This is a genomic window from Microbacterium sp. NPDC057741, assembly GCF_042798735.1.
Classification (GTDB): Bacteria; Actinomycetota; Actinomycetes; order Actinomycetales; family Microbacteriaceae; genus Microbacterium.
Window position 1 is genome coordinate 1 of sequence record NZ_JBHVJW010000009.1, and the last position, 26,468, is coordinate 26,468.

Annotated in this window: 29 protein-coding genes, 1 tRNA gene and 1 pseudogene; 14 read left to right on the top strand and 17 right to left on the bottom strand. The window is 70.1% G+C overall.

Annotated features, from left to right (window positions below):
- Positions 1 to 127: 127 nt before the first annotated feature.
- From ACFVDO_RS19285 to ACFVDO_RS19300, 4 genes are all read right to left on the bottom strand, one after another.
- Positions 128 to 201: transfer RNA gene (locus tag ACFVDO_RS19285), tRNA-Pro, on the bottom strand.
- Between the two features lie 19 nt (positions 202 to 220).
- Entirely contained in the window at positions 221 to 616 is a 396-nt protein-coding gene (locus ACFVDO_RS19290) for a hypothetical protein (RefSeq protein ID WP_378859289.1), read from the bottom strand.
- A gap of 145 nt (positions 617 to 761) precedes the next feature.
- On the bottom strand, positions 762 to 1,700 hold the full coding sequence (locus ACFVDO_RS19295) for a metallophosphoesterase (protein ID WP_378859288.1): 939 nt from the start codon (positions 1,698 to 1,700) through the stop codon (positions 762 to 764).
- The gene (locus tag ACFVDO_RS19300) at positions 1,697 to 4,321 is read right to left on the bottom strand and encodes a transglycosylase domain-containing protein (protein ID WP_378859287.1); all 2,625 of its coding nucleotides are present in this window, start codon (positions 4,319 to 4,321) and stop codon (positions 1,697 to 1,699) included. Before ACFVDO_RS19300 ends, ACFVDO_RS19295 begins: the two co-directional genes overlap by 4 nt.
- 79 nt (positions 4,322 to 4,400) lie before the next feature.
- Here ACFVDO_RS19300 and ACFVDO_RS19305 point away from each other — a divergent pair, with 79 nt between their 5' ends.
- Together ACFVDO_RS19305 and ACFVDO_RS19310 are read left to right on the top strand one after the other, a co-directional pair.
- Positions 4,401 to 4,619: a hypothetical protein gene (locus tag ACFVDO_RS19305; RefSeq protein WP_378859286.1), complete on the top strand. Its 219-nt coding sequence runs from the start codon at positions 4,401 to 4,403 to the stop codon at positions 4,617 to 4,619.
- Positions 4,620 to 4,623: 4 nt separating this feature from the next.
- A complete protein-coding gene (locus ACFVDO_RS19310; RefSeq protein WP_378859285.1) occupies positions 4,624 to 5,082 on the top strand; it encodes a RidA family protein in 459 nt (152 codons plus the stop codon).
- Between the two features lie 76 nt (positions 5,083 to 5,158).
- Here ACFVDO_RS19310 and acs read toward each other — a convergent pair whose 3' ends face one another.
- Positions 5,159 to 7,129, bottom strand: a complete 1,971-nt coding sequence (gene acs / locus ACFVDO_RS19315) for an acetate--CoA ligase (protein WP_378859284.1) — start codon at positions 7,127 to 7,129, stop codon at positions 5,159 to 5,161.
- 372 nt (positions 7,130 to 7,501) lie between these two features.
- Here acs and ACFVDO_RS19320 point away from each other — a divergent pair, with 372 nt between their 5' ends.
- The 4 genes and pseudogenes from ACFVDO_RS19320 (at position 7,502) to ACFVDO_RS19335 (ending at position 11,182) form a co-directional block, all read left to right on the top strand.
- Complete coding sequence (locus tag ACFVDO_RS19320; RefSeq protein WP_378859283.1) at positions 7,502 to 8,503, top strand: TadA family conjugal transfer-associated ATPase; 1,002 nt, start codon at positions 7,502 to 7,504, stop codon at positions 8,501 to 8,503.
- A complete protein-coding gene (locus tag ACFVDO_RS19325; protein ID WP_378859282.1) occupies positions 8,497 to 9,408 on the top strand; it encodes a type II secretion system F family protein in 912 nt (303 codons plus the stop codon). Before ACFVDO_RS19320 ends, ACFVDO_RS19325 begins: the two co-directional genes overlap by 7 nt.
- Positions 9,409 to 9,451: 43 nt before the next feature.
- Positions 9,452 to 9,562 (top strand): annotated as a pseudogene (locus ACFVDO_RS19330) (DUF4244 domain-containing protein); the annotation flags it as partial.
- Between the two features lie 24 nt (positions 9,563 to 9,586).
- Complete coding sequence (locus ACFVDO_RS19335; RefSeq protein ID WP_378859281.1) at positions 9,587 to 11,182, top strand: recombinase family protein; 1,596 nt, start codon at positions 9,587 to 9,589, stop codon at positions 11,180 to 11,182.
- Positions 11,183 to 11,304: 122 nt separating this feature from the next.
- Here ACFVDO_RS19335 and ACFVDO_RS19340 read toward each other — a convergent pair whose 3' ends face one another.
- A complete protein-coding gene (locus tag ACFVDO_RS19340) occupies positions 11,305 to 12,033 on the bottom strand; it encodes a DUF3800 domain-containing protein (RefSeq protein ID WP_378859280.1) in 729 nt (242 codons plus the stop codon).
- A gap of 47 nt (positions 12,034 to 12,080) precedes the next feature.
- A complete protein-coding gene (locus ACFVDO_RS19345) occupies positions 12,081 to 12,986 on the bottom strand; it encodes a hypothetical protein (RefSeq protein ID WP_378859279.1) in 906 nt (301 codons plus the stop codon).
- A gap of 332 nt (positions 12,987 to 13,318) precedes the next feature.
- Here ACFVDO_RS19345 and ACFVDO_RS19350 point away from each other — a divergent pair, with 332 nt between their 5' ends.
- Together ACFVDO_RS19350 and ACFVDO_RS19355 are read left to right on the top strand one after the other, a co-directional pair.
- On the top strand, positions 13,319 to 13,489 hold the full coding sequence (locus ACFVDO_RS19350) for a hypothetical protein (RefSeq protein ID WP_378859278.1): 171 nt from the start codon (positions 13,319 to 13,321) through the stop codon (positions 13,487 to 13,489).
- Positions 13,490 to 13,594: 105 nt separating this feature from the next.
- The gene (locus ACFVDO_RS19355; RefSeq protein WP_378859277.1) at positions 13,595 to 13,768 is read left to right on the top strand and encodes a hypothetical protein; all 174 of its coding nucleotides are present in this window, start codon (positions 13,595 to 13,597) and stop codon (positions 13,766 to 13,768) included.
- A 73-nt stretch (positions 13,769 to 13,841) separates the two neighbouring features.
- On the opposite strand, the gene ACFVDO_RS19360 is transcribed toward ACFVDO_RS19355, so the two are convergent.
- From ACFVDO_RS19360 to ACFVDO_RS19405, 10 genes are all read right to left on the bottom strand, one after another.
- Entirely contained in the window at positions 13,842 to 14,348 is a 507-nt protein-coding gene (locus tag ACFVDO_RS19360; RefSeq protein ID WP_378859276.1) for an HGGxSTG domain-containing protein, read from the bottom strand.
- A complete protein-coding gene (locus ACFVDO_RS19365; protein WP_378859275.1) occupies positions 14,345 to 15,745 on the bottom strand; it encodes an NUDIX domain-containing protein in 1,401 nt (466 codons plus the stop codon). The genes ACFVDO_RS19360 and ACFVDO_RS19365 overlap by 4 nt, the downstream gene beginning before the upstream one ends.
- Positions 15,742 to 16,194, bottom strand: a complete 453-nt coding sequence (locus ACFVDO_RS19370) for a hypothetical protein (RefSeq protein ID WP_378859274.1) — start codon at positions 16,192 to 16,194, stop codon at positions 15,742 to 15,744. Before ACFVDO_RS19370 ends, ACFVDO_RS19365 begins: the two co-directional genes overlap by 4 nt.
- Complete coding sequence (locus ACFVDO_RS19375) at positions 16,191 to 17,168, bottom strand: hypothetical protein (RefSeq protein WP_378859273.1); 978 nt, start codon at positions 17,166 to 17,168, stop codon at positions 16,191 to 16,193. The genes ACFVDO_RS19370 and ACFVDO_RS19375 overlap by 4 nt, the downstream gene beginning before the upstream one ends.
- A 21-nt stretch (positions 17,169 to 17,189) precedes the next feature.
- Positions 17,190 to 17,498, bottom strand: coding sequence for a hypothetical protein (locus tag ACFVDO_RS19380; RefSeq protein ID WP_378859272.1), 309 nt, complete (start codon positions 17,496 to 17,498; stop codon positions 17,190 to 17,192).
- The gene (locus ACFVDO_RS19385; protein ID WP_378859271.1) at positions 17,495 to 17,797 is read right to left on the bottom strand and encodes a hypothetical protein; all 303 of its coding nucleotides are present in this window, start codon (positions 17,795 to 17,797) and stop codon (positions 17,495 to 17,497) included. The genes ACFVDO_RS19380 and ACFVDO_RS19385 overlap by 4 nt, the downstream gene beginning before the upstream one ends.
- Positions 17,794 to 18,114, bottom strand: coding sequence for a hypothetical protein (locus ACFVDO_RS19390; protein ID WP_378859270.1), 321 nt, complete (start codon positions 18,112 to 18,114; stop codon positions 17,794 to 17,796). Before ACFVDO_RS19390 ends, ACFVDO_RS19385 begins: the two co-directional genes overlap by 4 nt.
- Complete coding sequence (locus ACFVDO_RS19395; RefSeq protein ID WP_378859269.1) at positions 18,111 to 20,519, bottom strand: phage/plasmid primase, P4 family; 2,409 nt, start codon at positions 20,517 to 20,519, stop codon at positions 18,111 to 18,113. The genes ACFVDO_RS19390 and ACFVDO_RS19395 overlap by 4 nt, the downstream gene beginning before the upstream one ends.
- Positions 20,516 to 20,893: a hypothetical protein gene (locus tag ACFVDO_RS19400; RefSeq protein WP_378859268.1), complete on the bottom strand. Its 378-nt coding sequence runs from the start codon at positions 20,891 to 20,893 to the stop codon at positions 20,516 to 20,518. The genes ACFVDO_RS19395 and ACFVDO_RS19400 overlap by 4 nt, the downstream gene beginning before the upstream one ends.
- A gap of 124 nt (positions 20,894 to 21,017) precedes the next feature.
- Complete coding sequence (locus tag ACFVDO_RS19405; protein WP_378859267.1) at positions 21,018 to 21,230, bottom strand: hypothetical protein; 213 nt, start codon at positions 21,228 to 21,230, stop codon at positions 21,018 to 21,020.
- Between the two features lie 275 nt (positions 21,231 to 21,505).
- On the opposite strand from ACFVDO_RS19405, the gene ACFVDO_RS19410 reads away from it, so the two are divergent.
- The 6 genes from ACFVDO_RS19410 to tmk all read left to right on the top strand — a co-directional run bounded on the left by ACFVDO_RS19410 (position 21,506) and on the right by tmk (position 26,442).
- Complete coding sequence (locus ACFVDO_RS19410) at positions 21,506 to 22,084, top strand: hypothetical protein (RefSeq protein ID WP_378859266.1); 579 nt, start codon at positions 21,506 to 21,508, stop codon at positions 22,082 to 22,084.
- Complete coding sequence (locus ACFVDO_RS19415) at positions 22,017 to 22,208, top strand: DUF4244 domain-containing protein (RefSeq protein ID WP_378859265.1); 192 nt, start codon at positions 22,017 to 22,019, stop codon at positions 22,206 to 22,208. Before ACFVDO_RS19410 ends, ACFVDO_RS19415 begins: the two co-directional genes overlap by 68 nt.
- A 41-nt stretch (positions 22,209 to 22,249) precedes the next feature.
- On the top strand, positions 22,250 to 22,561 hold the full coding sequence (locus tag ACFVDO_RS19420) for a TadE family type IV pilus minor pilin (protein ID WP_378859264.1): 312 nt from the start codon (positions 22,250 to 22,252) through the stop codon (positions 22,559 to 22,561).
- 15 nt (positions 22,562 to 22,576) lie between these two features.
- Positions 22,577 to 22,906, top strand: coding sequence for an Rv3654c family TadE-like protein (locus tag ACFVDO_RS19425; protein ID WP_378859263.1), 330 nt, complete (start codon positions 22,577 to 22,579; stop codon positions 22,904 to 22,906).
- 81 nt (positions 22,907 to 22,987) lie between these two features.
- On the top strand, positions 22,988 to 25,825 hold the full coding sequence (gene topA, locus ACFVDO_RS19430; protein WP_378859262.1) for a type I DNA topoisomerase: 2,838 nt from the start codon (positions 22,988 to 22,990) through the stop codon (positions 25,823 to 25,825).
- On the top strand, positions 25,822 to 26,442 hold the full coding sequence (tmk, locus tag ACFVDO_RS19435; RefSeq protein ID WP_378859261.1) for a dTMP kinase: 621 nt from the start codon (positions 25,822 to 25,824) through the stop codon (positions 26,440 to 26,442). Before topA ends, tmk begins: the two co-directional genes overlap by 4 nt.
- Positions 26,443 to 26,468 lie beyond the last annotated feature (26 nt).

Consider the following 26,468-nt stretch of genomic DNA (forward strand, 5'->3'; position numbering starts at 1 on the left):
CCGGGGGGGGGGGGGGGGGGCGCGGGCGGGGGGCGCCGCGGGGGCGGGGGGCCCCGGCGCCCCCCCGGGGCCCGGCGCGTGGGGGGGGCCCCCCCGCCGGGGGCCCCCCCCCCCTTCTCGCTTACTGTCGGGGTGACAGGATTTGAACCTGCGACCTCGTCGTCCCGAACGACGCGCGCTACCAAACTGCGCCACACCCCGTTTTTGCAACTGTTCGAGTCTACATGGCCGGGGCCGTAACGACGAATCGAGCGCACGTGATGATGAGCGCGCTTCCGAGCACGGCGACGATCGAGGCGCCGAGCATTCTTCGTCGGCGGCCGGACCACGTGGCACACCATCCGGACAGCACGAGCCCCCACGACGTGCAACTCCACAGGAGCAACCGGCTGCCGTACTGAAGATGGGTCTGCCAGTCTCGCGGAGCATCGGAGGCGAAGGCGATGTTCAGCGCCCACACCAGTACCGAGATCCAGATGATCGCAGCAAAGATGCCGAGGAGTAGGAGGACCGACGCGGGGCGGGCTGAGACACGACGCTCGATCTGGGGAATGCTCCGGAGCGCAGGGAGTGTGACCACAAGCAGAAAGATCGCGACGATCTGGGCCGACGCCATCAGGGGCCCCTATTCGAGCGCGCTCATCGAGGCGCTCAGCGTCGGGATGGTCAGAAAGTAGACGCCTACCGTGACCAGTACATAGACAACGCCCACTTCCCAGCGCAGCGACTGCGTCCCGGCGGGAGTGGACATAGGCCGCCGATCAGCTCTCGTCGCGTGCGACCAGCGTCAGCAACGATGCCTCCGGTCGGCAGGCGAAGCGCACCGGTGCGTAGATCGACGTGCCGCAGCCGGCGCTGACGTTCAGCGGCACCGAGCGTCCGCCGTGCGACCAGGTGCTCAACCCCTTGGCCTGCTTCAGCGGGATGTCGCAGTTGGCCACGATCGTGCCGTAGCCGGGCAGGCAGACCTGTCCGCCGTGGGTATGACCGGCGATCAGCATGTCGGCCCCGAGATCGATGAACTCGTTCAGCACGCGCTGATAGGGCGCGTGCGCGACGGCGAGCACGGATGCTCCGGGATCACGGGGCCCGAGAGCGGTGATCTGCTCCGGCAGGGCGTCCAGACGGTCCCAGTCGCGGTGCGGGTCGTCGACGCCGAAGAAGTCGACGCTTTGACCCGCGACCGTCAGGCGGGCCGCGGCGTTGTTGAGATCGGTCCAGCCGAGCTCGTCGGTGAAGAAGCCGTCCATCGCGGCCGTGTCGAGCAGCGGCGTCTTCGTGCGCCGCTTCGAAGGACCCATGAAGTACTTGAACGGGTTGCGCGGCGACGGCACGTGCACGTCGTTCGACCCGTGCACGAACACGCCGGGGATGCCGGCCAGCGGCGCGAACGCGTTGCGGATGCCGGCGAGCCCGTCCACGTGCCCGAGGTTGTCGCCCGTGTTCACGACCAGGTCGGGCTCGAGCGCAGCGAGTGAGGCCAGCCACTGCTGCTTGCGGTGCTGCCACGGGGCCATGTGCGCATCAGACAGGTGCAGCGCACGGATCGGCGCGGAGCCGGGGGAGAGCACGGGGACGGTCGCGGTGCGCACGGTGAACAGGTATCGCTCGATGCCGATTCCCCAGGTCGCCGCCGCAACGCCGACGGCCCCCACCGCGCCGAGCGCGATGAGGGCCGGATGGGCGCTACGCGTGGTCAACGGCCGTTGCCCTTGTCACACTGCAGCTTGATTCGCTGGTCGGGCTGAGCTGTCGAGCCGGCCGGCGGATCGGTGTCGGCTACCTGCGAGTCGGGTTGGCACCTGCCCCCGCCCCAGTCGATGTTCGTGAAACCGGCCTGGTTGAGCGCGACGATCGCCTCGGCGGCGGACTTGCCCTTCACGTCAGGCACCGGCGTGCCGGTCTGCGCCTGCTTGCCTGTGCTGGGCGAGATCGTCACCGTGGTGCCGGCAGCGACCTGGCCGGCGCCGGGTGCCTGAGTGGCCACGGCGCCAGCCGGTTGGGGGCTGTCCACAGCCGGGCCGACGCTCACCTGGAATCCGGCATCCTCCAGCGTCTTCTTGGCGGCGTCGACGGGCATGCCGACGACGCTGGGCAGATCCTTGAGCACCTTGCGGGTGAGGTTCTGGTCGGGCTTCGGGAACGCGTCGCCGCCGTAGATCTTGTTGGCTGCGCCCTGGATCGCCTTCGCCAGGGGGAATCGGATGTTGTTGAGCGCGGTGCCCTTCCAGGAGAAGTTCCGCAGCGACTTGTCGCCGGTGACGTTTCCGACCCAGACCGCCGTGGCGACCTTGGTGCTCGACTCGACGAGCATGGTGTGCGCCTTCTCAGCAGTACCGGTCTTGCCGATCAGTTGAGTGCCGTCGTTGGGGTTGGCTCTTCCACCCGTGCCGCCGTTCATGACGCCGCGCAGCGCGTAGGCGGCGGTGGCGGCGATCTCCGGAGCGATCACCTGGGTGCAGGACTCCTTCGGCGGGGCGATCTCCTTGCCGTCCTGGCCGATCACCTTGTCGATCACGCGAGGCTCGCAGTACTTGCCCTTGTTCGCGACGGTCGCGTAGGCGCCGGCGATCTGGAGCGGGGCGATGTTCTTCGATCCCAGCACCGAGGGGAACGGGTCGTTGGCGCCGGGGTTGGCCTTACTGTCCTTCGTGACATCGGCCATGTTGCCGAGGTGCACGCCCATCCGCTTCGCAACCTGGTTGATGTCGCAGAGATTCAGCTGCTGCGCCATCGCCAGGAAGCCGGAGTTCAGCGATGCCGCGGTGAACTTCATCACGCTGCCCACATAGCCGCCGACCTTGCCCGAGTTGTTGATCATGTCCTTCGCGGCCAGCGTGTACGGGCCGCCGCAGCCGTCGCGATTGAAGGTGCCGTGCACCTGAGACGCCCGGCCGTCGAGCACCTCGTTGACGGAGTGGCCCTTCTCAAGCCAGTCGATCAGCGTGAAGAGCTTGTACGTCGAACCGACCGAGAAGCCCGTCGCGCTGCCGTGCTTCTTGTCCGCAGCGAAAACCTGAGCGGACTGGCCCTTGGCGAGCGAGGCGTCTGCAGCCTCGCTGAACGACGTGTTCTGAGCCATCGCGAGGATGCGTCCAGTGCTCGCCTCGACCGAGACACCGGCGCCGCCGACGAGGATGCCGGGAAGCGTCGGCGGCACGCGGTCGTGCACGGCCTGGATCGCGGGTCCCTGCAGGCGCATGTCGAGCGACGTGTACACGTTCATCCCGCCGCGCTTCAGGTTCGAGGCGCGCTCCTCCGCCGTGGCGCCGAATGCCGGGTCGTCCTTGAGCACGCTCTGCACGTATTTGCAGAAGTAACCGTTGTCACCGGCGTTGCCGCAGCCCTGCGTGGTGTTCGAGAGCTTCGGGGTGACCGGCGCCTCCTTGGCCGCGTCGTACTGCGCCTTGGTGATCTGGCCGTTGGTGTACATGTTGCCGAGCACGTAGTCGCGGCGTGTCTTCGTGGTCTGATAGCCGTCCTCGGCGCTGTTGTGCGCCTTGCCGTCCTTGTCGGTCCAAGTCCCCTTGGGCTGGTCGATGCGCAGCGAGTTGGGCTCCTGCACCATGCCGGCCAGCGTCGCCGCCTGTTCCAGCGTGACGTTCGCCGCCGAGGTGCTGAAGTAGCGCTGCGCCGCGGCCTCGATGCCGTAGGTGGTGCCGCCGAAGTTCGACACGTTCAGGTAGCCGAGCAGGATGTCGTTCTTGGAGTAGTCCTTCTCGACCTGCAGCGCGTAACGCATCTCCTGCAGCTTTCGCTCGATGCCCTTCGAGCCCTTCGCAGCCGCGGCGTCGTTGTAGCAGGCACGGATCTTGGCGTCATACTCCGGGTCGTCGGACGGGACGTCCTGCTCGCACTGCTGGATGAGCACGTTCTTGACGTACTGCTGGGTGATGGTCGACGCGCCGCGCGACGAGGTGCCCTTGAAGTTGTCGACCGCGGCCTTCACCGTCGACAGCAGGTTCACGCCGCCGTGAGAGTAGAAGTTCTTGTCCTCACTGGACAGCAGTGCGTCGACGAGGGTCGGCGAAAGCTGGCCGAATGTGACCGGCGTGCGGTTCTGCTCGTAGAAGGTGGCGAGCTTGAACGGCTTGCCGTTCACGTCGTTGGCGTAGATCGTCGTCGGAGCCATCGGCTCGGACGGCTTCAGATAGCTCGGCAGCTCTTCGAAAAGGGTCAGCGCCTGCGAGCCGGTGTAACCGGCCATGGCGATGGCAGGGGTGACCGTCGCAGTGACGAGGAGGCCGGCGACCGCGCTCAGGCCGACCAGGCCGAGCAGTCCTCCGAGCACACCCTTCACCGTGCGTTTCGTTTGGGGCATACGCTTGATGGTAGGGGAGTTCCCTGAATAACAGCCCGAACGCCAGGCCGCTGCCGGCCTGCTGACGCACAGGAGTGCCATGACGACGTGGGAGTATCTGACCACCCCGCTGCTGATCCACAACACGGCGGCGATCCTCAACAACTGGGGCAAGCAGGGCTGGGAGCTGGTGCAGGTCGTCACCGGCCCCGAGGGCGGGCTCGTGGCCTACTTCAAGCGCCCCGTCCAGGAGGCCGCGACGGAGAACGCCGGCCTCGCAGCCGCGGCAGAGGCCGCTCGCCAGTTCGAAGGGAAGTGATCCGATGAGCACCACCGCACGTCTCGCGGAGCTCGGCATCGAGCTGCCCGCCGTCGCCGCGCCCGTCGCCGCCTACGTTCCCGCCACGGTGCACGGCGATGTCGCCTACACCTCCGGTCAGCTGCCGTTCGAGAACGGCGCGCTCCCCGCGACCGGCAAGGTCGGCGCCGGCATCGGGGTCGAGGATGCCAAGTCCTACGCCCGCACGTGCGCGCTCAACGCCCTCGCCGCGGCTGCGGCCGCCGCAGGCGGTGTCGACCGCATCGTCGGCGTGCTGCGGGTGGGCGCGTTCGTGGCATCCGACCCCTCCTTCACCGGTCAGCCCGGAGTCGCCAACGGCGCCAGCGAGGTGCTCGGCGAGATCTTCGGCGACGCCGGCGTGCACGTCCGCGCCGCCGTCGGCGTCTCGGTGCTGCCGCTGGACGCGCCCGTTGAGGTCGAGGTCGCGTTCCTGCTCGGCTGAACACCCCCAGAGATGGAAAAGGCTGGTCCCGGATGCCGGGAACCAGCCTTTTCCATCTCTGAGATGAAGCGTCGACCTACTTGACCTGCGCCGAGATGATGCTCATCACCGCGGTGTCGGCCAGCGTCGTGGTGTCGCCCACCTCACGTCCCTCGGCGACATCGCGCAGCAGCCGGCGCATGATCTTGCCGGAGCGCGTCTTCGGCAGTTCTCCGACGATGTAGACGTCGCGCGGACGGGCGATCGGGCCGATCTGCTCGCCGACCCAGCCGCGCAGCTGCGTGGCGAGGCCCTCGGGAGTGTGCTCCGCGAGGAAGCTCTCCTTGAGGATCACGAACGCCACCACGGCCTGACCGGTGGTCTCGTCCGAGGCTCCGACCACTGCGGCCTCGGCAGTGGCCTCGTGCGCGACCAGTGCGGACTCGATCTCGGCGGTGGAGAGCCGGTGGCCCGAGACGTTCATGACGTCGTCGACGCGGCCGAGCAGCCACAGGTCGCCGTCCTCGTCGAGGCGGGCGCCGTCGCCGGCGAAGTAGAATCCCTGCTCCTCGAACTTCTCCCAGTACGTCTCCTTGAAGCGCTCGGGGTCGCCCCAGACGCCGCGCAGCATCGACGGCCACGGCTTCGTGATCGCCAGCAGCCCGCCGGCGCCGTTCTCGACCTCCTTGCCCTGCTCGTCGACGACGTCGATCGAGATGCCGGGCAGCGGCACCTGCGCCGAGCCGGGCTTCGCGGCGGTGATGCCGGGCAGCGGCGAGACCATGATGCCGCCGGTCTCGGTCTGCCACCAGGTGTCGACGATCGGAGCCTTGCCGCCGCCGATGACCTCGCGGTACCACATCCATGCCTCGGGGTTGATGGGCTCGCCCACCGAGCCGAGCAGGCGCAGGCTGGACAGGTCGAACTCGTTCGGCACCTGACGGCCGATCTTCATGAAGGAGCGGATCGCGGTCGGCGCGGTGTACAGGATGGTGACGCCGTACTTCTGCACCAGCTCCCACCAGCGGCCGGGGTGCGGGGCATCCGGGGTGCCCTCGTACATGAGCTGCGTGGCGCCGTTGGCGAGCGGGCCGTAGGCGACGTAGGAGTGGCCGGTGACCCAGCCGATGTCCGCCGTGCACCAGTACACGTCGGTCTCGGGGTGCAGGTCGAAGACGTACTTGTGGGTGTACGCGGCCTGTGTCAGATAGCCGCCGGACGTGTGCAGGATGCCCTTCGGCTTCCCTGTCGTACCCGAGGTGTAAAGGATGTACAGCGGGTTCTCGGACGGGAACGCCTGCGCCTCGTGGTCGGCGGATGCCGCGGGCACGACATCGTGCCACCAGACGTCGCGACCCTCGGTCCAGTCCACGTCGTTGCCGCCGCGCTTGACGACGAGCACGTGCTCGACGGTCTGCTGCTCGCCCTCGCCGTTGCGATCGGCCAGGGACTGGTCGACGGCCGGCTTGAGTGCGGACACCTTGCCCTTGCGGTAGCCGCCGTCGGCGGTGATGACGACCTTCGCGCCGGCGTCGTCGATGCGTGACCGCAGGCTGTCGGCGCTGAATCCGCCGAAGACGACGGAGTGGATCGCGCCGAGACGGGCGACGGCCAGCATCGAGATGACGGCCTCGGGGATCATCGGCAGGTAGATGGCGACGCGGTCGCCGTGACCGACGCCGAGGTCGGCCAGCACGTTCGCGGTCCGCTTGACCTCATCGGTCAGCTCGGCGTAGGTGATGCTGCGGGAGTCGCCCGGCTCGCCCTCCCAGTGGATGGCGACACGATCGCCGATGCCGGCTTCGACATGGCGGTCCAGGCAGTTGTAGGCGACGTTGAGTTCGCCGTCGCCGAACCACTTCGCGAACGGCGGGTTGGTCCAGTCCAGCACCTCGGTGAAGGGCTTATGCCAGTGCAGCAGCTCGCGGGCCTGCTCGCCCCAGAATCCCTCACGGTCGGCGGCCGCGCGCTCGTACAGGGCGGGATCGTCGATGGTCTGGGCGACGAACTCGGGCGAGGGCGGGAACTGCCGGGACTCGTTGAGAAGATGATCGATCTGGCTGCTCATGGGCGCTCGCTCCTTTGCGCGGATGGGGGTCGTGCAGGGACACGACCGTGACACGGCGAATCTATCCCCGGCGCCCGGCACCGCATACTGCCGAAAGTCAGTACTGCGTGTTCGTTTTGTGAGGACGCCTTCCTTGCGTACACTCTTGCTCAGCCGTAATCGTATTCCGGCTTTTGCGCGCCCGATACCCCCCGATTCGGTGGCGCGCACTGGGCGGCATCTCATTCCCCCCGTGAGATGCCGCCCACTTTCTTGGGAGCGCTCCCGCGGTCGCCAGGTAGCTGCTCTCCACAATCGCGTTCTGCGATCTCTTCTGCACAGGGCGTGTGCTCGCGGCCCTCCGGCGTCCCCGCGGGCTCCTAGCGTCGGGGCATGACCGATCCGTTCGTGCTCCGTCCCCGCCGCACACCAGCAGCCGCAGGCGACCGTGCAGCGCCGCTGCAGGTGGACCCGGCGTTCGGCGCGCTGGCCGAGCACTGCGCCGACGAGCGGGTCACCGACATCTTCGTCAACGGCGCCGGTGGGCTCTTCGTCGACCGCGGTCACGGCGCCGAGCGGGTGCCGGAGTGGAGGGCGTCCGAGCGCGAGGTGCGAGACCTGGCCGTTGCGCTCGTCGGCCTCGGCGGCCGTCACCTCGACGATCAAGCGCCCTGCGTCGACGTGCGCCTCGACTCCGGCATCCGCGTGCATGCCGTGCTCGCACCGGTCTCGACCTCGGGCACGGCTCTTTCGATCCGCGTGCCGCGGGTGCGGGCTGCCGACCTGGGCGCGCTCGCCGCGCTGGGCGCATTCGACGCCGCTCAGCACGCGTGGCTGCGGACACTCGTCGCGGAGCGCGCCAACGTGCTCATCACCGGGGGCACCGGGACGGGCAAGACGACCCTGCTGTCTGCGATGCTGGCGGCGGTCCCCGTGGGGGAGCGGATCGTCACGATCGAGGACGTCGCCGAGCTGCGACCGCCGCATCCGCACCATGTCGCGCTGGAGGCGCGGCAGGCGAATCTCGAGGGAGCGGGGCGGATCACGCTCGCGATGCTCGTGCGTGAATCGCTGCGGATGCGGCCGGACCGGCTCATCGTCGGGGAGTGCCGCGGCGAAGAGGTGCGCGATCTGCTCACCGCGCTGAACACGGGTCACGACGGCGGTGCCGGCACACTGCATGCCAGCGGCCTCGGTGACGTACCGGCCAGGCTGGAGGCGCTCGGCGCGCTCGCCGGGATGGATGCTCCGGCGCTGGCGCGCCAGGTCGTCAGCGCGTTCACCGTGGTGGTGCATCTCGCGCGGCGTCCGGATGGCACCAGGCAGATCGTGCAGACGGGCCGGTTCGTGCTCGAGGGCGAACGACTCGGCATCGAGGAGGTGCGCCCGTGGTGAGGGCGGGGCGCCGGGCGCGCACGAAGCCGGATGCGGGCGTCGAGGCGGCTCAGGCGGCCGCAGCCGTGCGCACCCTCGCAGTGCTGCTGCAGGCCGGCGCCCGTCCCATGACGGCGTGGCGGCACCTCGCCGAGTCCGGTGACACCCACGCCGAGCGCATCGTCTCCGGCTGCGATGAGGGCGGCGAGCTGGTGACCGAGATCGCCGCTCAGGGCGGCGCCTGGGCCGACGTCGCCGCCGCGTGGGAGATCGCGACGACGGTGGGGGCGCCCCTCGCCGACGTGCTGAGGTCGCTGGCCGAGTCGCTGCAGGACGCTGCGACCGCGGCCGACGATGTGCGGATCGCGTTGGCCGAGCCCACCGGCACGGCACGGCTGCTGCTCTGGCTGCCGTTCGCCGGCCTGCTGCTCGGGTTCGCGCTCGGCTTCGACACGATCGGCGTGCTGGTGACGAACCCTTTCGGCGCCGGGTGCGTCATCGCCGGAGTGCTGCTGGTGCTGGCCGCGCGCGGGTGGACGACCGCGCTCGTGCGGCGCGCGCAGCCGGCCGCGGGCACGCCGGGGATGCACGCCGAGCTGATGTCGGTCGCCCTCGCCGGTGGTGCGGCGATCCCGCGCGCGCTGCTGCTCGTCGATCGCAGTCCGGCCTCGCTCGGCGACGACGCGGATCGCACTGCCTCGGTGCTGGAGCTGTCCAGGTCGGCCGGAGTGCCGGCCGGGGAGCTGCTGCGGGCATCCGCCTCACAACAGCGTCAGGAGGCCCGCGTGCAGGGCCGGCTGCGAGCCGCGCGACTGTCATCGCGGCTGCTGCTGCCCCTGGGCGCCTGCACGCTGCCGGCATTCCTGCTGCTCGGGGTCGCCCCGCTCATGCTCAGCGTGCTCGCGTCGACACCGCTGCCGATCTGAACGTGCGTGCGCGACCGGCGCGCGCCAGAAGAGAGAAGAAGAGATGATGGAGAATCCGATCCCTGAGCTGACTCGGCGCCGAGCCGCGTCGCTGTTCACCGACGAGTCCGGCGCGGCGACCGCGGAGTACGCGATCACCACGATGGCGGCTGTAGAGTAGTTAGCGCATACTTGAGCCATGACGCCGAAGAAGCACCAGACCCGCGCCGCGATCTACGCGCGGCAGTCCGTCTCCGACGGCGAGGGCATCGCGATCCAGCTCGAGCAGGGGCGGGCGACGGCCGTCGGGCGAGGCTTCGAGGTGGTCGACGAGTACATCGACGACGGCGTGAGCGGGTACGCCGCACGCGAGGAGGGAACCGCGTTCGCGCGGATGCTCGACGACGCGAGAGCGCGGCGATTCGACGTCGTGATCGTCCGCAAGCTCGACCGCCTCGGCCGGTCGCTTTCCGCGCTCGAGGCGCTGACGACGGCGAAGGCGCAGGTGGTCACCGCCGACGGAGAGGTCGACCTGACGACGGTGAACGGACGCCTAATGGCGAACCTGCTCACGTCGGTGGCGAGGGCCGAGAGCGAGACGAAAGCCGAGCGCCGAGTGAACCGCAACAACAGCCGACGCGACAGCGGCATCCCTACGTCGGGGCGGGTGCCGTACGGCTACCGCTGGGTCACGACGAAGGAGCGCGCCGAGCGCGGCACGGATGAGGCCTACGAGCTGGACGGCGAGCGTGCTGCAGACGTGCGCGGGATCTTCGAGGCCTTCCTCGGCGGCGTCCCGCTCGGGTCGATCGCCCGCGACCTGAACACGGCCGGGAAGCGCACGATGCCGACGAAGCGGCACCCCGAGGGTGTACCGTTCTCGCCGACGTCGGTACGCCGCATGCTGATGAACCCGTACTACGCCGCGCTCCTACCCCGCGAAGCACCGAAGGACGGCCAGCACTACGACCAGGGCGCGATCGGCATCGACGACTGCGTGCGGGGGCGCTGGCCCGCGATCGTGAAGCCGGAGCAGTGGCAGGCCGCGAAGAAGAAGCTCGAGCACCCCGAGCGGAAGACCTCGCCTGGTCCGACGCGGCGGTGGTTGCTCAGCGGCTTGGCGATCTGCGGAGGACAGGGCAAGCGCGACGACGCCGCGATCGAAGCGCGGGCGCTGCAGGCCACCGGCCGCGACGACGCTGCCGAGCTGACGCCGCAAGAGATCGCGGAGGCCGCGGCCGCGCTGGCCGAGGAGCGGTGCGGCATGCCGATCCGCGCAGGCGGCGGAGAGAAGGGCATCCACTCGTACCGGTGCGGCAGCATGGCGCACTTCATGCGGCGAGGCGACCCGCTCGACGACTTCATCACGCGGCTCGTCGTCGCGCGCCTCGCAGCGCCGGACGCGGCCGATCTGCTCATCGACCGCGAGCGGCCCGACGCGGAGGCGCTGAGCGCTGAGCTGACGCGCCTGGAGGCGGTGCGGCGAGAGCTGGGCGACGACCGCGACGAAGGCCTCATCGGCCGTGCGGAGTACCAGCGGCGGCTCAAGCGTGTCGACACGAAGCTCGCCGAGGTGCGCGGGAAGCTCGAGCGCGGCGCGGTCGTCGAGCCGCTGCGCGATCTGGTCGGCGCGGACGACGTGCGCGCCGCGTGGGACGGCCTGACACTCGGGCGCAAGCGCGCGGTGATCGAGGCGCTGATGACGATCGTCGTCTACAGCGTCGGGCAGGGGAACCGGCGCAACATGCCCGACGCCGCAATGGCGGGGACGCTGAGCATCCTCTGGCACGCGTAGAGCGTATGCAGGTCGCGCCTACAGGATCCCCGGATCCGGGCGTGCTACCTTCTGAAGTGCGTGGACGATCGTCAGCAGCTGTCAAGTTGCCGTCGCGAAAGCGATTCGCCGGTCGCCACGCGCTACAAGTTTCCGATCCACGGATACGCGGCCCTCGTGCTCGCGTTCCAGGGGTGGAGCTTCAGCCCATACGAGGTCAGCTCGCTCGACGGGGAGTGCTGGTAGATCGCCGGGCGCAGCAGCTCCAGATAGCGCGACTCCGTACGGCCGAACCGGTCCGGGTTGAAGGCGGGCGCAGTGCCCGATGCCACGAGGTCTGCGAGCTGCAGACGCTCATCGCGCTGAGGCTGGTCGATCGAGCCGCCGTTCGGATCCAGGTGATCCCACGCGATCTGGGTGGGGATGTTGCGCAGAGCCGCCTCATATTGCCGAAGCGTCGACAGCTTGAACCCGCGGATATGCGCGAGCGTGTAGGTCGCGACCTCCTGATGCTGCCGAGCCAGCCAGGAGAGCCGTTCGAGCAGGAGCCGGAACTGGTACATGTACATCTGATCGACCGTCATATCCGACGGCGGGAGATGCAGCTTGCAGGCCACGACGGTGATCGTCTTGAGCCAGAACTGACCACCGATCGTCTCCGCGATCTGCAGCCGTTCGGCATGTGAGCGGATGTTCTTCCACGTCAGGTAGGTGCCCGCAGGGCGATTGAGGTCGCCGCGCAGTTGCTCGAGGACGGTCCCCAGAAACGGAAGGTTGCGATCGCGGATGACCACCGCGCTCAGCAAGAAGTGCGGCGAGGCGTTGTCGGTATGCCCGCGCTGACCGGACTCATCGATGAACGCGTGCAGCATGAGATCAGGATAGGTGGACGGCCGGACGCCCAGACGTTCGACGCGCCTCAGCGGGTGTCGTGGTAGGTCCAGCCGTTCTCGCGCCGCCAGCGCATGATGTAGCCGGTGCCGCCGTCGAGCCAGAGGTCGGTGAGGTCGTCGGGCGCGGTGAAGGTGCCGTCGGTGAACCAGCTCGGCGAGGTCGGCAGCAGATCGCCCCACTCCCCGGCGGAGGCCACGAGAAGATACAGATGCCGCCGCTGCGCGCCCAGAGCGGCCGCCTCGCGGGCGAGCTTGGCGACGTGGTGCACGGGGCGCTCCTCGGCCGCCAGATACGCGGAGAGGCGCTCGAGGTAGGGCACGTCTTCGGGATCGCGCACCGCGGCGTTGAGCGAGCTGAGCCAGAACCCGCCGCGCTCGGGATCGTCGATCGGGTCGCGGAACTCGATGCCGGGGAACACGGCAGCCGCCTCCGCCGCGACCTCAGCGCTGATCGCACCGGCAGCCGCCTCGCGCTGCAGGCGCTCGACCACCGCAGCCCATCGCCGACCGGTCGCCTTGCCCTTCCGGCCGCGCGTCAGGGGCGGCTCCCACCCGCGCTCCAGATGCACCGGGAACAGGAGCGCGGGAGGCGCGTCGCCGTTCAGCTCGGCGACGAGAGCAGCGGCGCGCGGCACGGCGTCCTGGTGGTCGCGGTCCAGCGTCGTGAGCACCTCGACGACTTCGACCGGAGCGTCGAGTGGGCGCAGCAGTAGGTCGACGCGGCCGTCGCCGTCGCGCTCGCCTTTCACGTCGCGGCGCTCGGGCGTGAGGCCGGTGAGCAGCCAGAGGTTGATCGCGGCGCGGCGGTCGTCGTCGGGGCCGTCTAGGAACTCGGCCGAGTCCCACCATGCGGAGGCGGGAGGCGGCACCGCGGCGGCGGCTTCGGAGAGAGAGGGGCCGCGCTCGCACCAGCCCTCGGTCAGCAGTCTCATGGCCCGACCGTACCCGAGGCGCGCGACACCGGGGCGGACGGGATCGCCACCGCCGTCGGGGCGCGTCGCTTAAAGGGAGCGCCGACGCGACGTTAAGAGGGTGTGCAGGGTGTGCAGGCACTCAACATTGACGAGAAATGCGCGCGCGTGGGCGCGTCAATATAGAGAGGCTGCACACCCTGCACACCCCCCGGAATTACGCGGAAGTCGGGCGGCGCGAGATTGGCGATTGCGGCGGTCGGAAGTTGAAAATGCCCGCGAAGGGCGACCCCCTCGACCCCCAGCCGCACTAAGGCGACGATTCGGAGCGCGTAAAGGATTACGGTAGCGGGATGACCTACGCCGACGACTTCGGGAGCACCGAGCCGCGATGCCCGGACTGCGGCGTCGTGATGCGCGGCGAGGAGGGTGGCTGGAGCTGCCCGGAGTGCCGCCGCTTCGAGCCGGTCGAGCAGGGGCCGCTCCCGCCGAGCTTCGAAGGGCCGAGTATCCGCGGCGGATAGAGCCGCCCCGGATACGCCGTGTGGTCCACCGCGCCCGCTGTTGTCGATAGGGCTTATCCCAGCTTCCGCGATGATGGTGGCAACACCGCCGAGAGAGGAGCCACCGTGGCCAGCAAGAAGGAACCCTACGAGACGAAGATCGTCCGCCGCGCGAAGGACGTGAAGAAGCTCGTCGCGCAGGGCTGGGAGGTCGTATCCACCTCGGGCAAGGAGAACTGGGTGATGGGCAGCGACTACCAGGCGGTGCTGCGCCGCCCGAACCCCAAGTACAAGGGCTGACGACGAGAACGGCGGGCCGGGATGCGCCACCCGACCCGCCGCGAGAGCGCGATTCGCCCTCGTCGTTGCCGCCCTACTCGGCGTCGTCGATGACCTCGGCGTCGACCACCTCGAGCGCAGCCGCGTCGAGCGCTGCAGGCGAGGCACCAGCGCGGAGCTGGAGCAGCTTCTCGACGAGCAGCTCGCGGGAGTCCTCGACGGAGATGTGGCCCTCGACGCGAGAGGCGCGAGGATGCCCGGCGCGGTCCAGGATCGCCTCAGCAGCGCGGAGCTTGTCGGCAGGCTTCTCAGCCGACACCATGACGCGCGCGATGGTGGCGATCGCCGGGTCGACAAGCTCGATGAGCTTGAGCCGAGCCTTGCGCCGAGCCTGCGGCGACGCGCCACCGTGCAGCCGACACCGCGCCTGGCCGTCCATCGCCGGGGCGCGGCACGAGCCGCCCTCCCGCGTCCGAGCGCCGCACATCCGGCGACCCCACTCGTCAACCTCGCCCGACGGTTCCGCGACGGGTTGCATGGGGTTACCGCCCTCCTGCGGGGGCCGCGGATGCTTGCTGACGATCCGGTCCTGATCGCTCATGGCCTGCTCCTTTCGAGAGAGCGCACGACATCGAGCACGTCGGCGCAGACGGGGGTGATCGCCCGGTAAGCGACCTCGTAGAGCGCAGCCGAGCCGCGCCACGGATTCGGGACGTGCGCCACGCGGACCACCGCAGCCGCCTCCACGGTCGAGGCGATCCGGCGCACCGTCTCGCCGACCTCGCGGTCCAGCGCCACGATCAGATCCGCCCGACCGATCTCCCGCAGCGAGACATGCCGCGCCCGGTGGCCAGAGCCGTCCAGCCCGTGACGAGCAGCCTCGGCGAGCGACCCCGGATCCATTCCCCGCCCCACCCCGACGGCGACACCGCCCGAGGCGACCTCCACCGCCACACCCGCATCGGCGGCCATGCGCCGCAGCAGCAGCTCCGCGGTGGGCGAGCGGCAGATGTTGCCCGCGCAGACGAAGAGCACCCGCACCGGGCGATCCGGCAGGAGATCGCGCACGTCCGGCCACGAGGCCGCGAATCCCGGATGCAGCGGCCGCCTCGCCACCTCGGCAATCGGCACCCACTCGTGACCCGACGACTCCCAGGTGTTCGCCGCGGCGACGCCGCGGGCGCGTTTGCGGAGCCGGGCGACGTGCGTGGTGAAGCGCCAGCCCTCGACCGGTTCGGCGCGATGCTGCCGCCCGGACACCTTGAGAGCATCCCGCCCGATGCCGCACTCCTCGGCGACCTCGCGCAGCGCCGCCTGCAGGCTCGTCTCGCCGCGCTCGACCGCCCCTGCGGGGATTGACCAGGTGCCGCCCTGCTGGACCCATGACGAGCGCCGCTGCAGGAGCACGCGCCCACGATCGTGGATGAGCAGCCCCGCCGCGGAGCGACCCCACGTCGACATGCCCGGCACCGCGCCGGGAGGCACCTCGACCACCGAAGCCGAGTCGGGGAGGTCGAGCACGTACTCGATGTTGCCGCCAGGGTGCTCCGCCTTCGCCAGGACCCAGCCCGGCTCAGCGCGCACGGTCCAGATCGTCGACCGCAGCCCGTCGGCGGCGTGGATCGCCTGAAACATCTCCGCCCACGACCGATCCGGCGTCCAGGCCATGCCGCGCTCATGACCCGGCGTCGCCGCCCGGTAGAGCACCAGCGGCGACCGCGGCCGAAGCCGAGGAAGCCGGAGCCCGACGTGCAGATATCCGGTCGCGGCGAACCACTCGCGCCATTCCTCGCGGGGAGCGGCGATCTCCGGCCGCCACGCGCGACCGCGCCCCGGCGTGCCGGTCACCCACGCGACGGTCAGCGCCGTCCCGAAGCGGTCCAGCGCCGCCTCGCTGGGCGCATCCCCGAGCTGGGCGAAGTCCGCGCGCACATCGGCGACCGACGGCGGCGCGATCGAGCGCACCGCCAGCAGCATCGCCACGTCCGCCGCGCTCACGGCAGCACCGCCAGATCCGTGCCGCGCAGCCCTTCGGCGACCGCGCAGGCCTCGCAGAGGGCGATCGCGAACACGACGTGCGGCCGCGCCACCTCGACAGGCACGAGCGCCTTGTGCAGCGCCGAGGCCCGAGCCGTGTCGCAACGCTCGCAGGTACGACGGCGGCCCGACTCGATCTCGTCGCGGAAGTCGGCAGCACACGCCGGGCACCCCACGAAGGCGTGACCCGGAAAGGCAATCATGTCGGGGAGGTCGCCCTCCTCCGTAGCGCCGAGGTGAGAGCACATCGCCGCCAGCGACTTCCGGCTGTCCACGCGAGGGTCGACGCGCTCGATGAGGTCGTCGATCGCGGCGTCGAGGAACGCCGAGCGCGGCAGCGAAGCGAGGTCGACGCCGGAGAGCGTCGCACGCTCCGCCAGCGCCGCCCAGACCACGCCCACGCCGCTCATCGCGCACCCGCGTTCACGTAGCCGCGCTCCTGCACGTCGGCGAGGTCGCGCCGCAGCGCCGCGACGTCGACGTGCGCCCACGGCGCCGCGTTCGGCGGCGTGCCGTCCGGGAGAGCGCCCCAGCCGACGACGGTCATCTCGATCGCGTCGAGGGCGAAGGTGCGCGTCATCCCGAGGTGCTGCAGCAGCGCGCGGCGAAGCGAGGTCTGACCGACGGAGCCGACGTCGGCGAGCGCGTCCGAGCAGGCGGAGCAGACATCACCCTCGACCGGCTCGGGCGACGGGCGGCCCCCGAGCGAGCGCGTCGACGCCGTGAGCGCTTCCCACACCGTGCTCGCTGCTACGCCGCAGAGCAGGCAGCCGCGACGGGCGCTGTCGGCGGGAGGGCCGAGTGGGACCGCCACCGGCCCGGTGCGCAGGATGTGCGAACGCAGCAGCGCCGCCAGGCCGTCGCGGGCCGCCTGGCGCACCTCGGCGTCGACGTGGGCGAAGGGCGCGGCGTTCGCCACGCCGAGCCGAGCACCCGACGCCTGCACCGGCGCGAAGCGCGTCGACCACAGCGCCGCGGCCCCGGCGACGTTCAGGTGCTCGAGCGCGGTCGAAAGGTCGCGCGGCGAGTCGAGGCGCACGGCGGTGCCGGTGATGCCCTCGACGGCGAGCACCGCCTCGAGACGCTCGACGATGAGGGAACGGGAGCCGAGGCGGGCAGCGAACGCGCCGAACACGTCGACGGCGGCACGGGCACGCTCGAGGCGGCCACGGCACGCCGCGCAGCGCGTGACGGCGAGAGCACGAGGCGGGTGCAGGTCGCGGACGCCGAGACGCGGATCGTCGACGGCCGAGATCGTCAGCTCGACGACATCGCGCTGCAGATGCGGACCCTCTACGGCGACGCCGCAAATGCCGCAGGGCAGCAGCGAGCCGGAGAGCTGGACGGCGACCGGGACGGCCGCGGGAGAGGTGGTGGTGGACATGAGAGAACTTCCCTTCGGGGATCAGAACTTCTTGAGCACGGTGTGCACCGCGCGCATCATGAGCTGGTACTCGGACTCGGGGACCACGCGCGTGGGGACCGCAGGGGCCGCAGGAGCCGCCGGGGCGGGCGCTGGGGCCGGTTGTACGCGGCGACCCGCGGCAGCGGCCGCAGCGGAGCGCCGAGAGGCAGCGCGGGCACGTTCAGCGGCAGCGTGCGCCTCTTCTGCGGCCCGCTCGAGCCGCCCCTGCCGCGCGGCCGAGGCGTGCTCGACGGCGGCGCGGTCAGCAGCGGCGGGGATGAAGCCGACGAAGCCGGAGCGGCGCGTCATGATGCACCCCCGGCGGAGGCGACCGCGGCGATGCCACGGTTTGCCCGGTCGAGGCGGGCGCGAGCCGCCGCAGCGATCACCCCAGGGTCGCGGCTCGTCTCGGCGGCCCAGAACAGCCGCTCGTCGACCTCGGAGCCGCGCACCAGTGCGTCCACGACGCGATCCGGATGCACGCCCAGCCAGCCGAGCACACCCTCCGACGTCCGGCACTCATGGGCGGGGCCGACGCCGCAGGTCGTGCACGACAGCACGCGCACGCGCACCTCCGCGACCGAGAGCAGCGGAGCCGCGGCGGTCACGATGCCACCGCCGATCGACGCGAGAGCCGGTCGCGGCAGACCCCGGCGACGCCGGAGGACGCCCCGCCCCAGCACGGCACGCCGACCGCCGCGGCGTGATCGACGCACTCGACCTGCAGCGCGCGTGGCGCGACCGCCGAGGCGTTGATGCGAGCGTGGATGACGTCGACCGGAACCGGGGCGGCCTCGACCCAGCCGCCGGGTGGAGGAGCAGGCGCATCCATCTCGCGCTGCAGGCGCTCGAGCTGCAGACGTTCGCGTTCGAGGCTCTTCTCGATGCGTCGGGCACCGATCGAGTGAACGGTCAGCTTGGTCATGATTCGTCCTCCGATTTCGTATCCCAGGAGGTGAGCGCCTCCTGATTCGGGCGGAGCGACAGCCCCGTCCAGCCCGTGGTCTGCTTCCCGCCGATGCGGGGCCGACCCTTGATCGCGCTGCGCATCAGCTCGTGACGCGCGAGGCGCTCGGCGAAGAGCGTCTCCGACCACTTCGCATGACCCCGATCGCCGAGCCAGGCGGAGAACCGCCGGTACAGGTCTTGCGACGAGGCGAACCCGGCCTCGTCGAAGATCACGTTCTCGACGAGGAACCCGTGCACCGAGTCGGCGCTCGCGCGCCAGTCGGTGGTGGCCGCCTCGACCTCCAGCGGCAGCGGCGAGAACTCCTCGCCCGCCGCGTAGAAGCGCATCGCGCCCTCGACCAGCCAGGCCAGAACGGCCTCAGCGCGACCCGCCCGACCCGCCTTCAGTCGACCCCGCAGGCCTGGATCACCGACCAGCTCCCCGCGAGAAGGATCGGGCACCTGGCGACCGGTGACGAAGGTGAACGGGAACTCGACCAGTGCGAGGCGACGCCAGGTGCCGTGGTCGGTTTCCGAGATCGAGGGGCGATAGTTCGTCGTGACGTAGAGCGAGTGCGTCGTCGGGAAGGTCGAGTTGTCCTGGCGCATCCGGCGGGCTGTGATCCACTCGGTGCCGAGCACGGACTTGAGGCGCACGACGTCCAGGCGGTTACCCTCGGGCAGCTCTTCGAGCCACGCGAGGCGCGCGCCCTGCAGCGTCGTCAGCTCGGTCGTGTGATCGCTCGGAGAGCCGAGCAACACCTTGTGAGGGACCACTCGCGAGAACCCGTCGCCTACCGCCGAGTTGATCGCGGTGAGCAACACGGACTTGCCGTTCTTGCCACCGCCGTGGAGCACCAGCAGGCGATCGTCGGGCGTCGGATGCCCGGTGAGGCCCTGCCCCAGTCGCACCTGCAGCCACTCGCCTACGTCGCCCGGCAGAGCCGTCAGCGCGGCATCCCAGTCGGCATGACGCGCGCCGGGAAGATACCGCGCCGCGGTGACGTGCGTCAGGCGCAGCTCGGGATCGTGTGCGGCGAGGTCGCCGGTGCGGAGGTCCAGCACGCCGTTACGGACGTTGAGCAGGTGCGGATGAGCGTCGAGCTGGTCGGCGCGCACCGCGAGCTGACCCCGGATGAGCACCTCGGACGCCCGGATCCGTGACGCCGACATGAAGCTCGACAGCTCGCCCGCGCGCACATCGGGGACATGATCCAGATGCCAGCCCCGGACCAGCTCGAGCACGTAGGCGGCATCCCGCATCTGCCAGCGGGTGCCGTCCCAGACGTACGGCGTATGACCGTCGACGTAGAGCACCTGGCCGCGCAGGTCGGCGGCAATCGCCTCCGCCCGGCGGGCATCCAGCAGGAGCTCCTCGTCGTCGAGCTGGACCTCGCGCGAGGAGGCACGCGCCGGGGCGGGCACGGGCGCAGCAGGAGCAGCGGCAGCCCGCTTGCGCTCCTCCTTCGAGAGCGGGAACGTGGCCGTCAGATCGTCGGGCATTTCGGCCACCTTTCGCGCCCAGGCGCGCTCGAAGTGGGCGGCGGAGTCGCGTCCGTAGCCGCCCGAGTAGCGCTCCAGCGCCTTGTCATGCGCCCAGCGACGCCCGGCGCGGTCCTCCCACGCAGCAGCGACCACGGGACCGACGATGGACATCAGAGCGTTGTTGTCGACGCCCGAGGTCGGAACGGACTTCGCCGCAGCGCGGACGCGCTTGGTCGGCTTCGTGCGGCCGCGATCGTGCCACTCGTCCAGATCAACGGAGCGGGCCGAGGAGCGATCCTCGCGCGGCTCCAGCAGCGCCTCGAACCACTCAACGGGCAGCAGCGGGAGGTCCGCGACAGCGGGCGCTTCGCAACGCTCACCGGTCGGCGAGTACCAGTGGTACGGCTTCCCAGTGACCGGATGCACGCTCGGGGAGACGACCGAATAGCGGTGACCGCGCCACGGGATCTCCATCCCGACCAGAGGTCGCGATCGGATCCGCATGCCCTCCGGGACCGCACTCGGCAGCCGGTAGAAGCGCTGACGCCGAGGCGAGTCCTTCCCGCGCGCGGTCGACGACCAGGTGGGCGCGAGGTCGGGCAGAGGTTCGCCGCGCTCAGCCTCGAGCAGCGCGCGGAGGTCGTCGACCGTGGCCGAGTCCTCGTCGAACGCGAGCGTCAGCTCGTGACGGATAGCGATGTTGGCTGCGCGCCAGGAGGAGGAGGCTGCCCAGGCGTCGCGGTCGGCGCGCGAGACGGTGCCGTCGTACCCGGTGCAGCCGGTCGGGAGCTTGCCCTTGCCGCCCTTGCCGACGACGGGGATCACCGACGGCCAGGCCCGCGAGACGTAGCCCGTGACCGCATCGGCGTAGGGACGCTTCTTGCGCTTGCCGCTCACGATGCGACCTCCTCGGGGAAGACGTCGGCGGACCAGCCGACGACGACCCGCTCGACCTGAACCCACGGGATAAGCACGACGACCTCGGAGCCGTCCAGCTCGACGTGACCAGGCGTGACCAGCAGGAGGCCGGTGCGGTCGGCGGCCTTCACGCGGCCCGTGACGTCGCAGAGGCCAGCGTCGAGCGCGGAGCCGGAGAAGCGCACGCAGACGAGCTGACCGCGCAGCGCTCGACGAGCGTCGGCGAACTCGGAGAGGTAGCGCGCCAGGAGCGAATGTCCGAGGGGCGCGGTATCGTGGATACCGGTCGCGTCGCAACGATCTTTCTGAACCGCCCTGGTCGCCACAACCGGGGCGGTTTCGCTTGTAGTCACCGCTTCGCCCCCTTGCTCGGCGCGAGCAACGCCGCGAGACGGGCGCGAGCATCCACCGAGAGAGGCGGAGCCATAGCGACGAGCCGAGCGACGGTGCCGTCGTCGACGGGAGCGGGCGCGGCGTTCATCGTGCACCGCCCTGCAGGCGAGCCGCCAGTGCCGCAGCGTGCTCGGGCTTCAGCGGCGCGCCGGAGGCGGCCAGAGCCGAGTCGATCGAGGCGCTGATCTTGGCAGCGGCGAGGTCGCGGCGGGCATCCACCGCCTCAGGCGACTCGGGACCGTGATATCGGACAGCAGCGCCGTAGCGGCTGGTCGCGACACGGGGTCGGGATTCCATTTCGTCTCATTCCAAACGGTTCCTACGGAACCCGCTGGAGTCGGACGATAGGCGACCTTCTCAGTGGCGATGCGGGGCGGTGCTGACTGCCTAAAGACTAGCGAAGCTTCGGCGGCGAGTCGAGTCAAAAAGCCCTGGTCAGACCTAATATATGGGAGCCCCACATATTTGGCGACGATGACCCACATATAAGGCGACGTCGAGCCGCCGCTAGCCTGGCCGTATGACCGACGTCGTGATTGTTGCGCTGATCGGCGTCGCCGGGACGCTGGCCGGTGGCGTATTCGGGCCGCTGGCGAAAGATCGCCTCGACCGCCGAGCGAAGCGGCGCGACGAGACGCGCAAAGGAGATCGGCGAGATTCTCGCGAAGGTCGACGCGCTCCTGATGAAGATGCTCCGGCTCAGCCGAGACGCATCGGAGCGGGATTGGTGGGACACCCGCGAGAAGGCGGTCGAGCAGATTTCGCGACTCGGCTACCTGCTCGGGAAAGGCGAAGGCGAGATCGCGGGGGTGCTCGGCATCGCACTGATACACGCCTATGCCGACGGGACGAAGGTAACGAACTCGGCCAACCATTGGCTGGTCACCGCAACGACGAGCAAGGTCGCGGCTTGGTATCGGGGCGAGCGGTCCCCGAAGGGGCTTCAGCAAGAGGCCGTCGACGTGTGGCAGATGACATACGACGGCGTGGTCTCGGGAACGATGCGCCCCAACGGCGCAGAGGTCGATCCGTCAGAGCTTGATGAAGCCGAGCTGCAGCGGCGTGCGGAGATCGAGAAGCTAGGTGGGGTCGAGGCAGTCGCACGCCAGCAGCGGAGGCGGCGCTTCTGGCGCATCGGCCGCAAACGGTAAACGCCCTATCGGCTCAATAGTGGCTGCTGTTGCCTTCGCCGGGCTGCTGGTCGTGATCATGAAGTCCGACGAGGTGCGCGGCATCCTCACGGACCTCGTGCGCCGGGCGCTCACGGTGTCATGATGCGACCGTGCGGGCGGCGGATGCCGGACGAGAGGGGATCAGTGGCGGCGGAGCTCGCCATCGCCGTCCCCGCCGTCCTCCTGGTCATGATGCTGGGCGTCGGTGCGCTCGCAGCCGCCGCCCGCCAGGTCTCCCTGCAGGATGCCGCGGCGGATGCCGCACGGCTGCTCGGCCGTGGTGAGAGCACGGATCGCGCGTTCGGCGCCGTCAGCGCCGCCGTCGACGGTGCGGCGGCGGCATCCGAGCAGCGCGGCGACCTGATCTGCGTCACCGCAAGCGCCGAACTCTCCGTCGGTCGCCTGATCTCGGTGCCGCTGCGCGCCTCGAGCTGCGCGCTCTCCGGAGGACTGTGAGGGAAGGAGGAGATCATGGCAGGAACAGCCTTCGCGACCGGGGTGCTCGCCGTCACCGCGACGCTCGCCCTCGGCCTCGCGGCCGTGGGCGGAGCATCCGTCACGGCACAGCGGTCCGCCGCCGCGGCGGACGCCGCCGCGCTCGCCGCCGCCGACACGGCCTCTGGTGCCGTGCCCGCCGCCGACGACCCCTGCGTCGTCGCGGAACGGGTGGCCGCGGCGTCCGGTGCGTCCCTCGTGGAGTGCTCGGTCGACGGGCTGGTGGCGACGGTGCAGGTCAGGGCGGCGTACGCTGGTCTCGCCGCCGTCTCCCGGGCCCGAGCAGGGCCACCCGACGGGACTTGACTGCGGAACCTCCCCTCATCGACGCTGTGTTCACGACACGAACGCGGTGTGTATGGTGTGCTTCGAAGAAAGGACGCACCCTTGGCTGAAGGCAAGAAGCTCGTCATCGTCGAGTCCCCGACGAAGATGCGGTCTATTCAGGGATACCTCGGCGACGGTTACGAGGTGCTCAGCTCGGTGGGTCACATCCGCGACCTCGCCGACAAGAAGGACATCCCGGCTGCGGACAAGCAGGCGTACGGAAAGTACTCGATCGACGTCGACCACGGGTTTGACCCGTACTACGTCGTCTCGGATCGCAAGACGAAGACCGTCGCGGAGCTCAAGCGCGCTCTGAAGTCCGCCGACGAGCTCCTGCTCGCCACTGATGAGGACCGCGAGGGCGAGGCCATCGCGTGGCACCTGCTCGAGACGCTCAAGCCCAAGGTGCCCGTCAAGCGGATGGTCTTCCACGAGATCACCAAGGACGCCATCCAGGCCGCCGTCGGCAAGACCCGTGAGCTCGATCTCGCGCTGGTCGACGCGCAGGAGACCCGGCGCATCCTCGACCGTCTGTACGGCTGGGACGTGTCGCCGGTGCTCTGGTACAAGGTCAAGACGGGTCTGTCGGCCGGCCGGGTGCAGTCCGCCGCCACCCGGATGATCGTCGACCGGGAGCGCGAGCGCATGGCGTTCACCTCGGCCGAGTACTGGGACGTCGAGTCGACTGCATTCGTGTCGGTCCCTGAGCGAGCGCAGCGAGATGAAGGGTTCCGCGTGCGCCTGGTGCGCGTCGACGGCGGCCAGCTCGCGCGCGGCACCGACTTCGACGACACCGGAAAGCTGAAGAAGGCCGTCGTCGTCCTCAGCGAGAAGCAGGCCGCTGAGATCGCCGCCGCCGTGGACGCCGCGGCCCGCGCGACCGTCACCAAGGTCGAGGCCAAGCCCGGCACCCGCAGCCCGTACGCCCCGTTCACCACCTCCACCATGCAGCAGGAGGCCGGACGCAAGCTCTCGATGAGCGCGAAGCAGGCGATGAGCACCGCCCAGCGTCTGTACGAGAAGGGCTACATCACCTATATGCGCACCGACTCGGTCGCGCTGAGCACGCAGGCCATCCAGGCCGCGCGCAACCAGGCGGTCGCGCTGTACGGCGATGCCGCAGTGCCGCTGAAGCCGCGCGTGTACAAGTCCAAGAGCAAGAACGCGCAGGAGGCGCACGAGGCGATCCGCCCCTCCGGCGAGACCTTCCGCACTCCGGCGTCCGTCTCCTCGCAGCTGGATCGCGATGAGCAGCGCCTGTACGACCTGATCTGGAAGCGCACCGTCGCCAGCCAGATGTCCGACGCGAAGTACGAGACGACCACGGTCACCCTCGAGGCGGATGCCGCGGGCAAGCGCGTCGAGTTCACCGCTTCCGGCACCGTCTACACCTTCAAGGGCTTCCTCGAGGCCTATGAAGAAGGGCGCGACGAGAAGCGCAACTCGCAGGACGCCGCCGAGAACCAGTCGCTGCCGGCCGTCGCCGTCGGCGACGCTCTCGGCATGGCCGAGTCCGAGGCCAAGGGACACCGCACCAGCCCTAAGCCGCGCTACACCGAGGCATCCCTCGTGAAGGCGCTCGAGGAGCACGGCATCGGCCGCCCGTCGACGTTCGCCAGCATCATCGGCACCGTCATCGACCGCGGCTACGCGACCAAGCGCGGGCAGGCGCTCGTGCCGACCTGGATGGCGTTCAGTGTGGTTCGGCTGCTCGAGCAGCACTTCGCCGAGCTGATCGACTACGACTTCACCGCCGCACTCGAGGACGACCTCGATGCCATCGCGCGCGGGGAGCAGAAGCGGGCCGAGTGGCTGAACTCGTTCTACTTCGGCTCGGACGAGCATGTCGGTCTGCGGCAGGTCGTCGACAACCTCGGCGAGATCGACGCGCGTGCGCTGAACTCGACGCCGATCGCCGAGAACGTCACGCTGCGCTTCGGCAAGTACGGCCCCTACCTCGAGGTCGCCGATCCGGCGAACCCCGAGGCCAAGCCCCGCATCGTGAACGTCCCCGAGGACCTCGCACCCGACGAGCTCACCGCCGAGAAGGCGCGCGAGCTCGTGGATGCGCCGGTCGCGGGCGACCGCGTGCTGGGCGAGAACCCCGAGAACGGCAAGATCATCGTCGTCAAGGACGGCCGGTTCGGTCCATACGTGCAGGAGAACGACCCGGTCACCGATGATGCGGCAGTCGACGCCGCCACCGGCGAGCTCGTAGAGGACAAGCCGAAGAAGAAGGCCAAGAAGGATGCCGCGCCCAAGCCGCGCACCGGGTCGCTGTTCCGCTCCATGTCCGTCGACACGATCGACCTCGACGCCGCGCTGAAGCTGCTGAGCCTGCCGCGCGTCGTCGGCGTCGACGCCGAGTCCGGAGATGAGATCACGGCGCAGAACGGCCGCTACGGCCCGTACCTGAAGAAGGGCGCCGACTCCCGCTCGCTGGAGAGCGAGCAGCAGATCTTCGACATCACGCTCGATGAGGCGCTGGCGATCTACGCGCAGCCGAAGTACGGCGCCGGTTCACGCCGGGCGTCCAGCGCGATCGCCGAGTTCGAGGCCGACCCGGTCAGCGGCAAGCCGATCCGCATCCGCGATGGCCGGTTCGGGCCCTACGTCACCGACGGCGAGACCAACGTCACGATCCCGCGCGGCCAGCAGCCCACCGACATCACGTTCGAGGTCGCCGTGCAGATGCTCGCCGACAAGCGCGCCAAGGGGCCGGCTCCGAAGCGCGGTGCCAAGAAGACTCCGGCGAAGAAGCCTGCCGCGAAGAAGGCGCCCGCGAAGAAGGCGCCCGCCAAGACGGATGCCGAGAAGGCGGCCGCGCGGTCGGCCGCAGCGAAGAAGGCGGCGGCGACGCGCGCCGCCAAGAAGGCGGCAGAGCAGGCAGGTTCGTGACCTCCGGACTCTGGATCACGTTCGAGGGTGGCGACGGGTCGGGGAAGACCACCCAGTCCGAGCTGCTCTCGACCTGGCTCGGCGCGGGCGGGCGCAGCGTGCTGCACACTCGCGAGCCTGGCGGTTCCGAGGTGGGCAGTCTGATCCGCGACATCGTGCTGCACCACCGCGGCGACATCGCCCCGCGCGCCGAGGCGCTGCTGTACGCGGCTGACCGTGCGCATCACGTCGCGACGGTCGTCCGCCCGGCGCTGGCGCGAGGCGAGGTCGTCATCCAGGACCGATATCTCGACTCCTCCGTCGCCTACCAGGGCGCAGGACGGGTGCTCGACGGCACCGAGGTGCGCGACCTGTCGCTGTGGGCGGCCGAGGGAGCGCTGCCCGATCTCACGGTGCTGCTCGACCTCGACCCTGCCACGGCGCGTCTGCGGCTGGACGCCGACGACAAACCCTTCGATCGCCTGGAGGCGGAGAAGGAGGAGTTCCATGCCAGGGTGCGCGAGGCCTACCTGCGGCTGGCGACAGCGGAGCCCGAGCGCTTCCTCGTGGTCGACGCCGCGCTTCCCGCGCACGAGATCGCTGCACAGATCCGCGACCGCGTCGAGCCCCTGCTCTGAGCGGCGCGCGTCGGACCCTCCGATTA

Bases quoted from the DNA above. Each gene is read 5' to 3' on its own strand.
- ACFVDO_RS19290 (WP_378859289.1), bottom strand. From the start codon at position 616: ATGGCGTCGGCCCAGATCGTCGCGATCTTTCTGCTTGTGGTCACACTC.
- ACFVDO_RS19300 (WP_378859287.1), bottom strand. From the start codon at position 4,321: ATGCCCCAAACGAAACGCACGGTGAAGGGTGTGCTCGGAGGACTGCTC.
- ACFVDO_RS19305 (WP_378859286.1), top strand. From the start codon at position 4,401: ATGACGACGTGGGAGTATCTGACCACCCCGCTGCTGATCCACAACACG.
- ACFVDO_RS19310 (WP_378859285.1), top strand. From the start codon at position 4,624: ATGAGCACCACCGCACGTCTCGCGGAGCTCGGCATCGAGCTGCCCGCC.
- acs (WP_378859284.1), bottom strand. From the start codon at position 7,129: ATGAGCAGCCAGATCGATCATCTTCTCAACGAGTCCCGGCAGTTCCCG.
- ACFVDO_RS19320 (WP_378859283.1), top strand. From the start codon at position 7,502: ATGACCGATCCGTTCGTGCTCCGTCCCCGCCGCACACCAGCAGCCGCA.
- ACFVDO_RS19335 (WP_378859281.1), top strand. From the start codon at position 9,587: ATGACGCCGAAGAAGCACCAGACCCGCGCCGCGATCTACGCGCGGCAG.
- ACFVDO_RS19340 (WP_378859280.1), bottom strand. From the start codon at position 12,033: ATGCTGCACGCGTTCATCGATGAGTCCGGTCAGCGCGGGCATACCGAC.
- ACFVDO_RS19345 (WP_378859279.1), bottom strand. From the start codon at position 12,986: ATGAGACTGCTGACCGAGGGCTGGTGCGAGCGCGGCCCCTCTCTCTCC.
- ACFVDO_RS19350 (WP_378859278.1), top strand. From the start codon at position 13,319: ATGACCTACGCCGACGACTTCGGGAGCACCGAGCCGCGATGCCCGGAC.
- ACFVDO_RS19360 (WP_378859276.1), bottom strand. From the start codon at position 14,348: ATGAGCGATCAGGACCGGATCGTCAGCAAGCATCCGCGGCCCCCGCAG.
- ACFVDO_RS19370 (WP_378859274.1), bottom strand. From the start codon at position 16,194: ATGAGCGGCGTGGGCGTGGTCTGGGCGGCGCTGGCGGAGCGTGCGACG.
- ACFVDO_RS19375 (WP_378859273.1), bottom strand. From the start codon at position 17,168: ATGTCCACCACCACCTCTCCCGCGGCCGTCCCGGTCGCCGTCCAGCTC.
- ACFVDO_RS19380 (WP_378859272.1), bottom strand. From the start codon at position 17,498: ATGACGCGCCGCTCCGGCTTCGTCGGCTTCATCCCCGCCGCTGCTGAC.
- ACFVDO_RS19390 (WP_378859270.1), bottom strand. From the start codon at position 18,114: ATGACCAAGCTGACCGTTCACTCGATCGGTGCCCGACGCATCGAGAAG.
- ACFVDO_RS19405 (WP_378859267.1), bottom strand. From the start codon at position 21,230: ATGGAATCCCGACCCCGTGTCGCGACCAGCCGCTACGGCGCTGCTGTC.
- ACFVDO_RS19425 (WP_378859263.1), top strand. From the start codon at position 22,577: ATGGCAGGAACAGCCTTCGCGACCGGGGTGCTCGCCGTCACCGCGACG.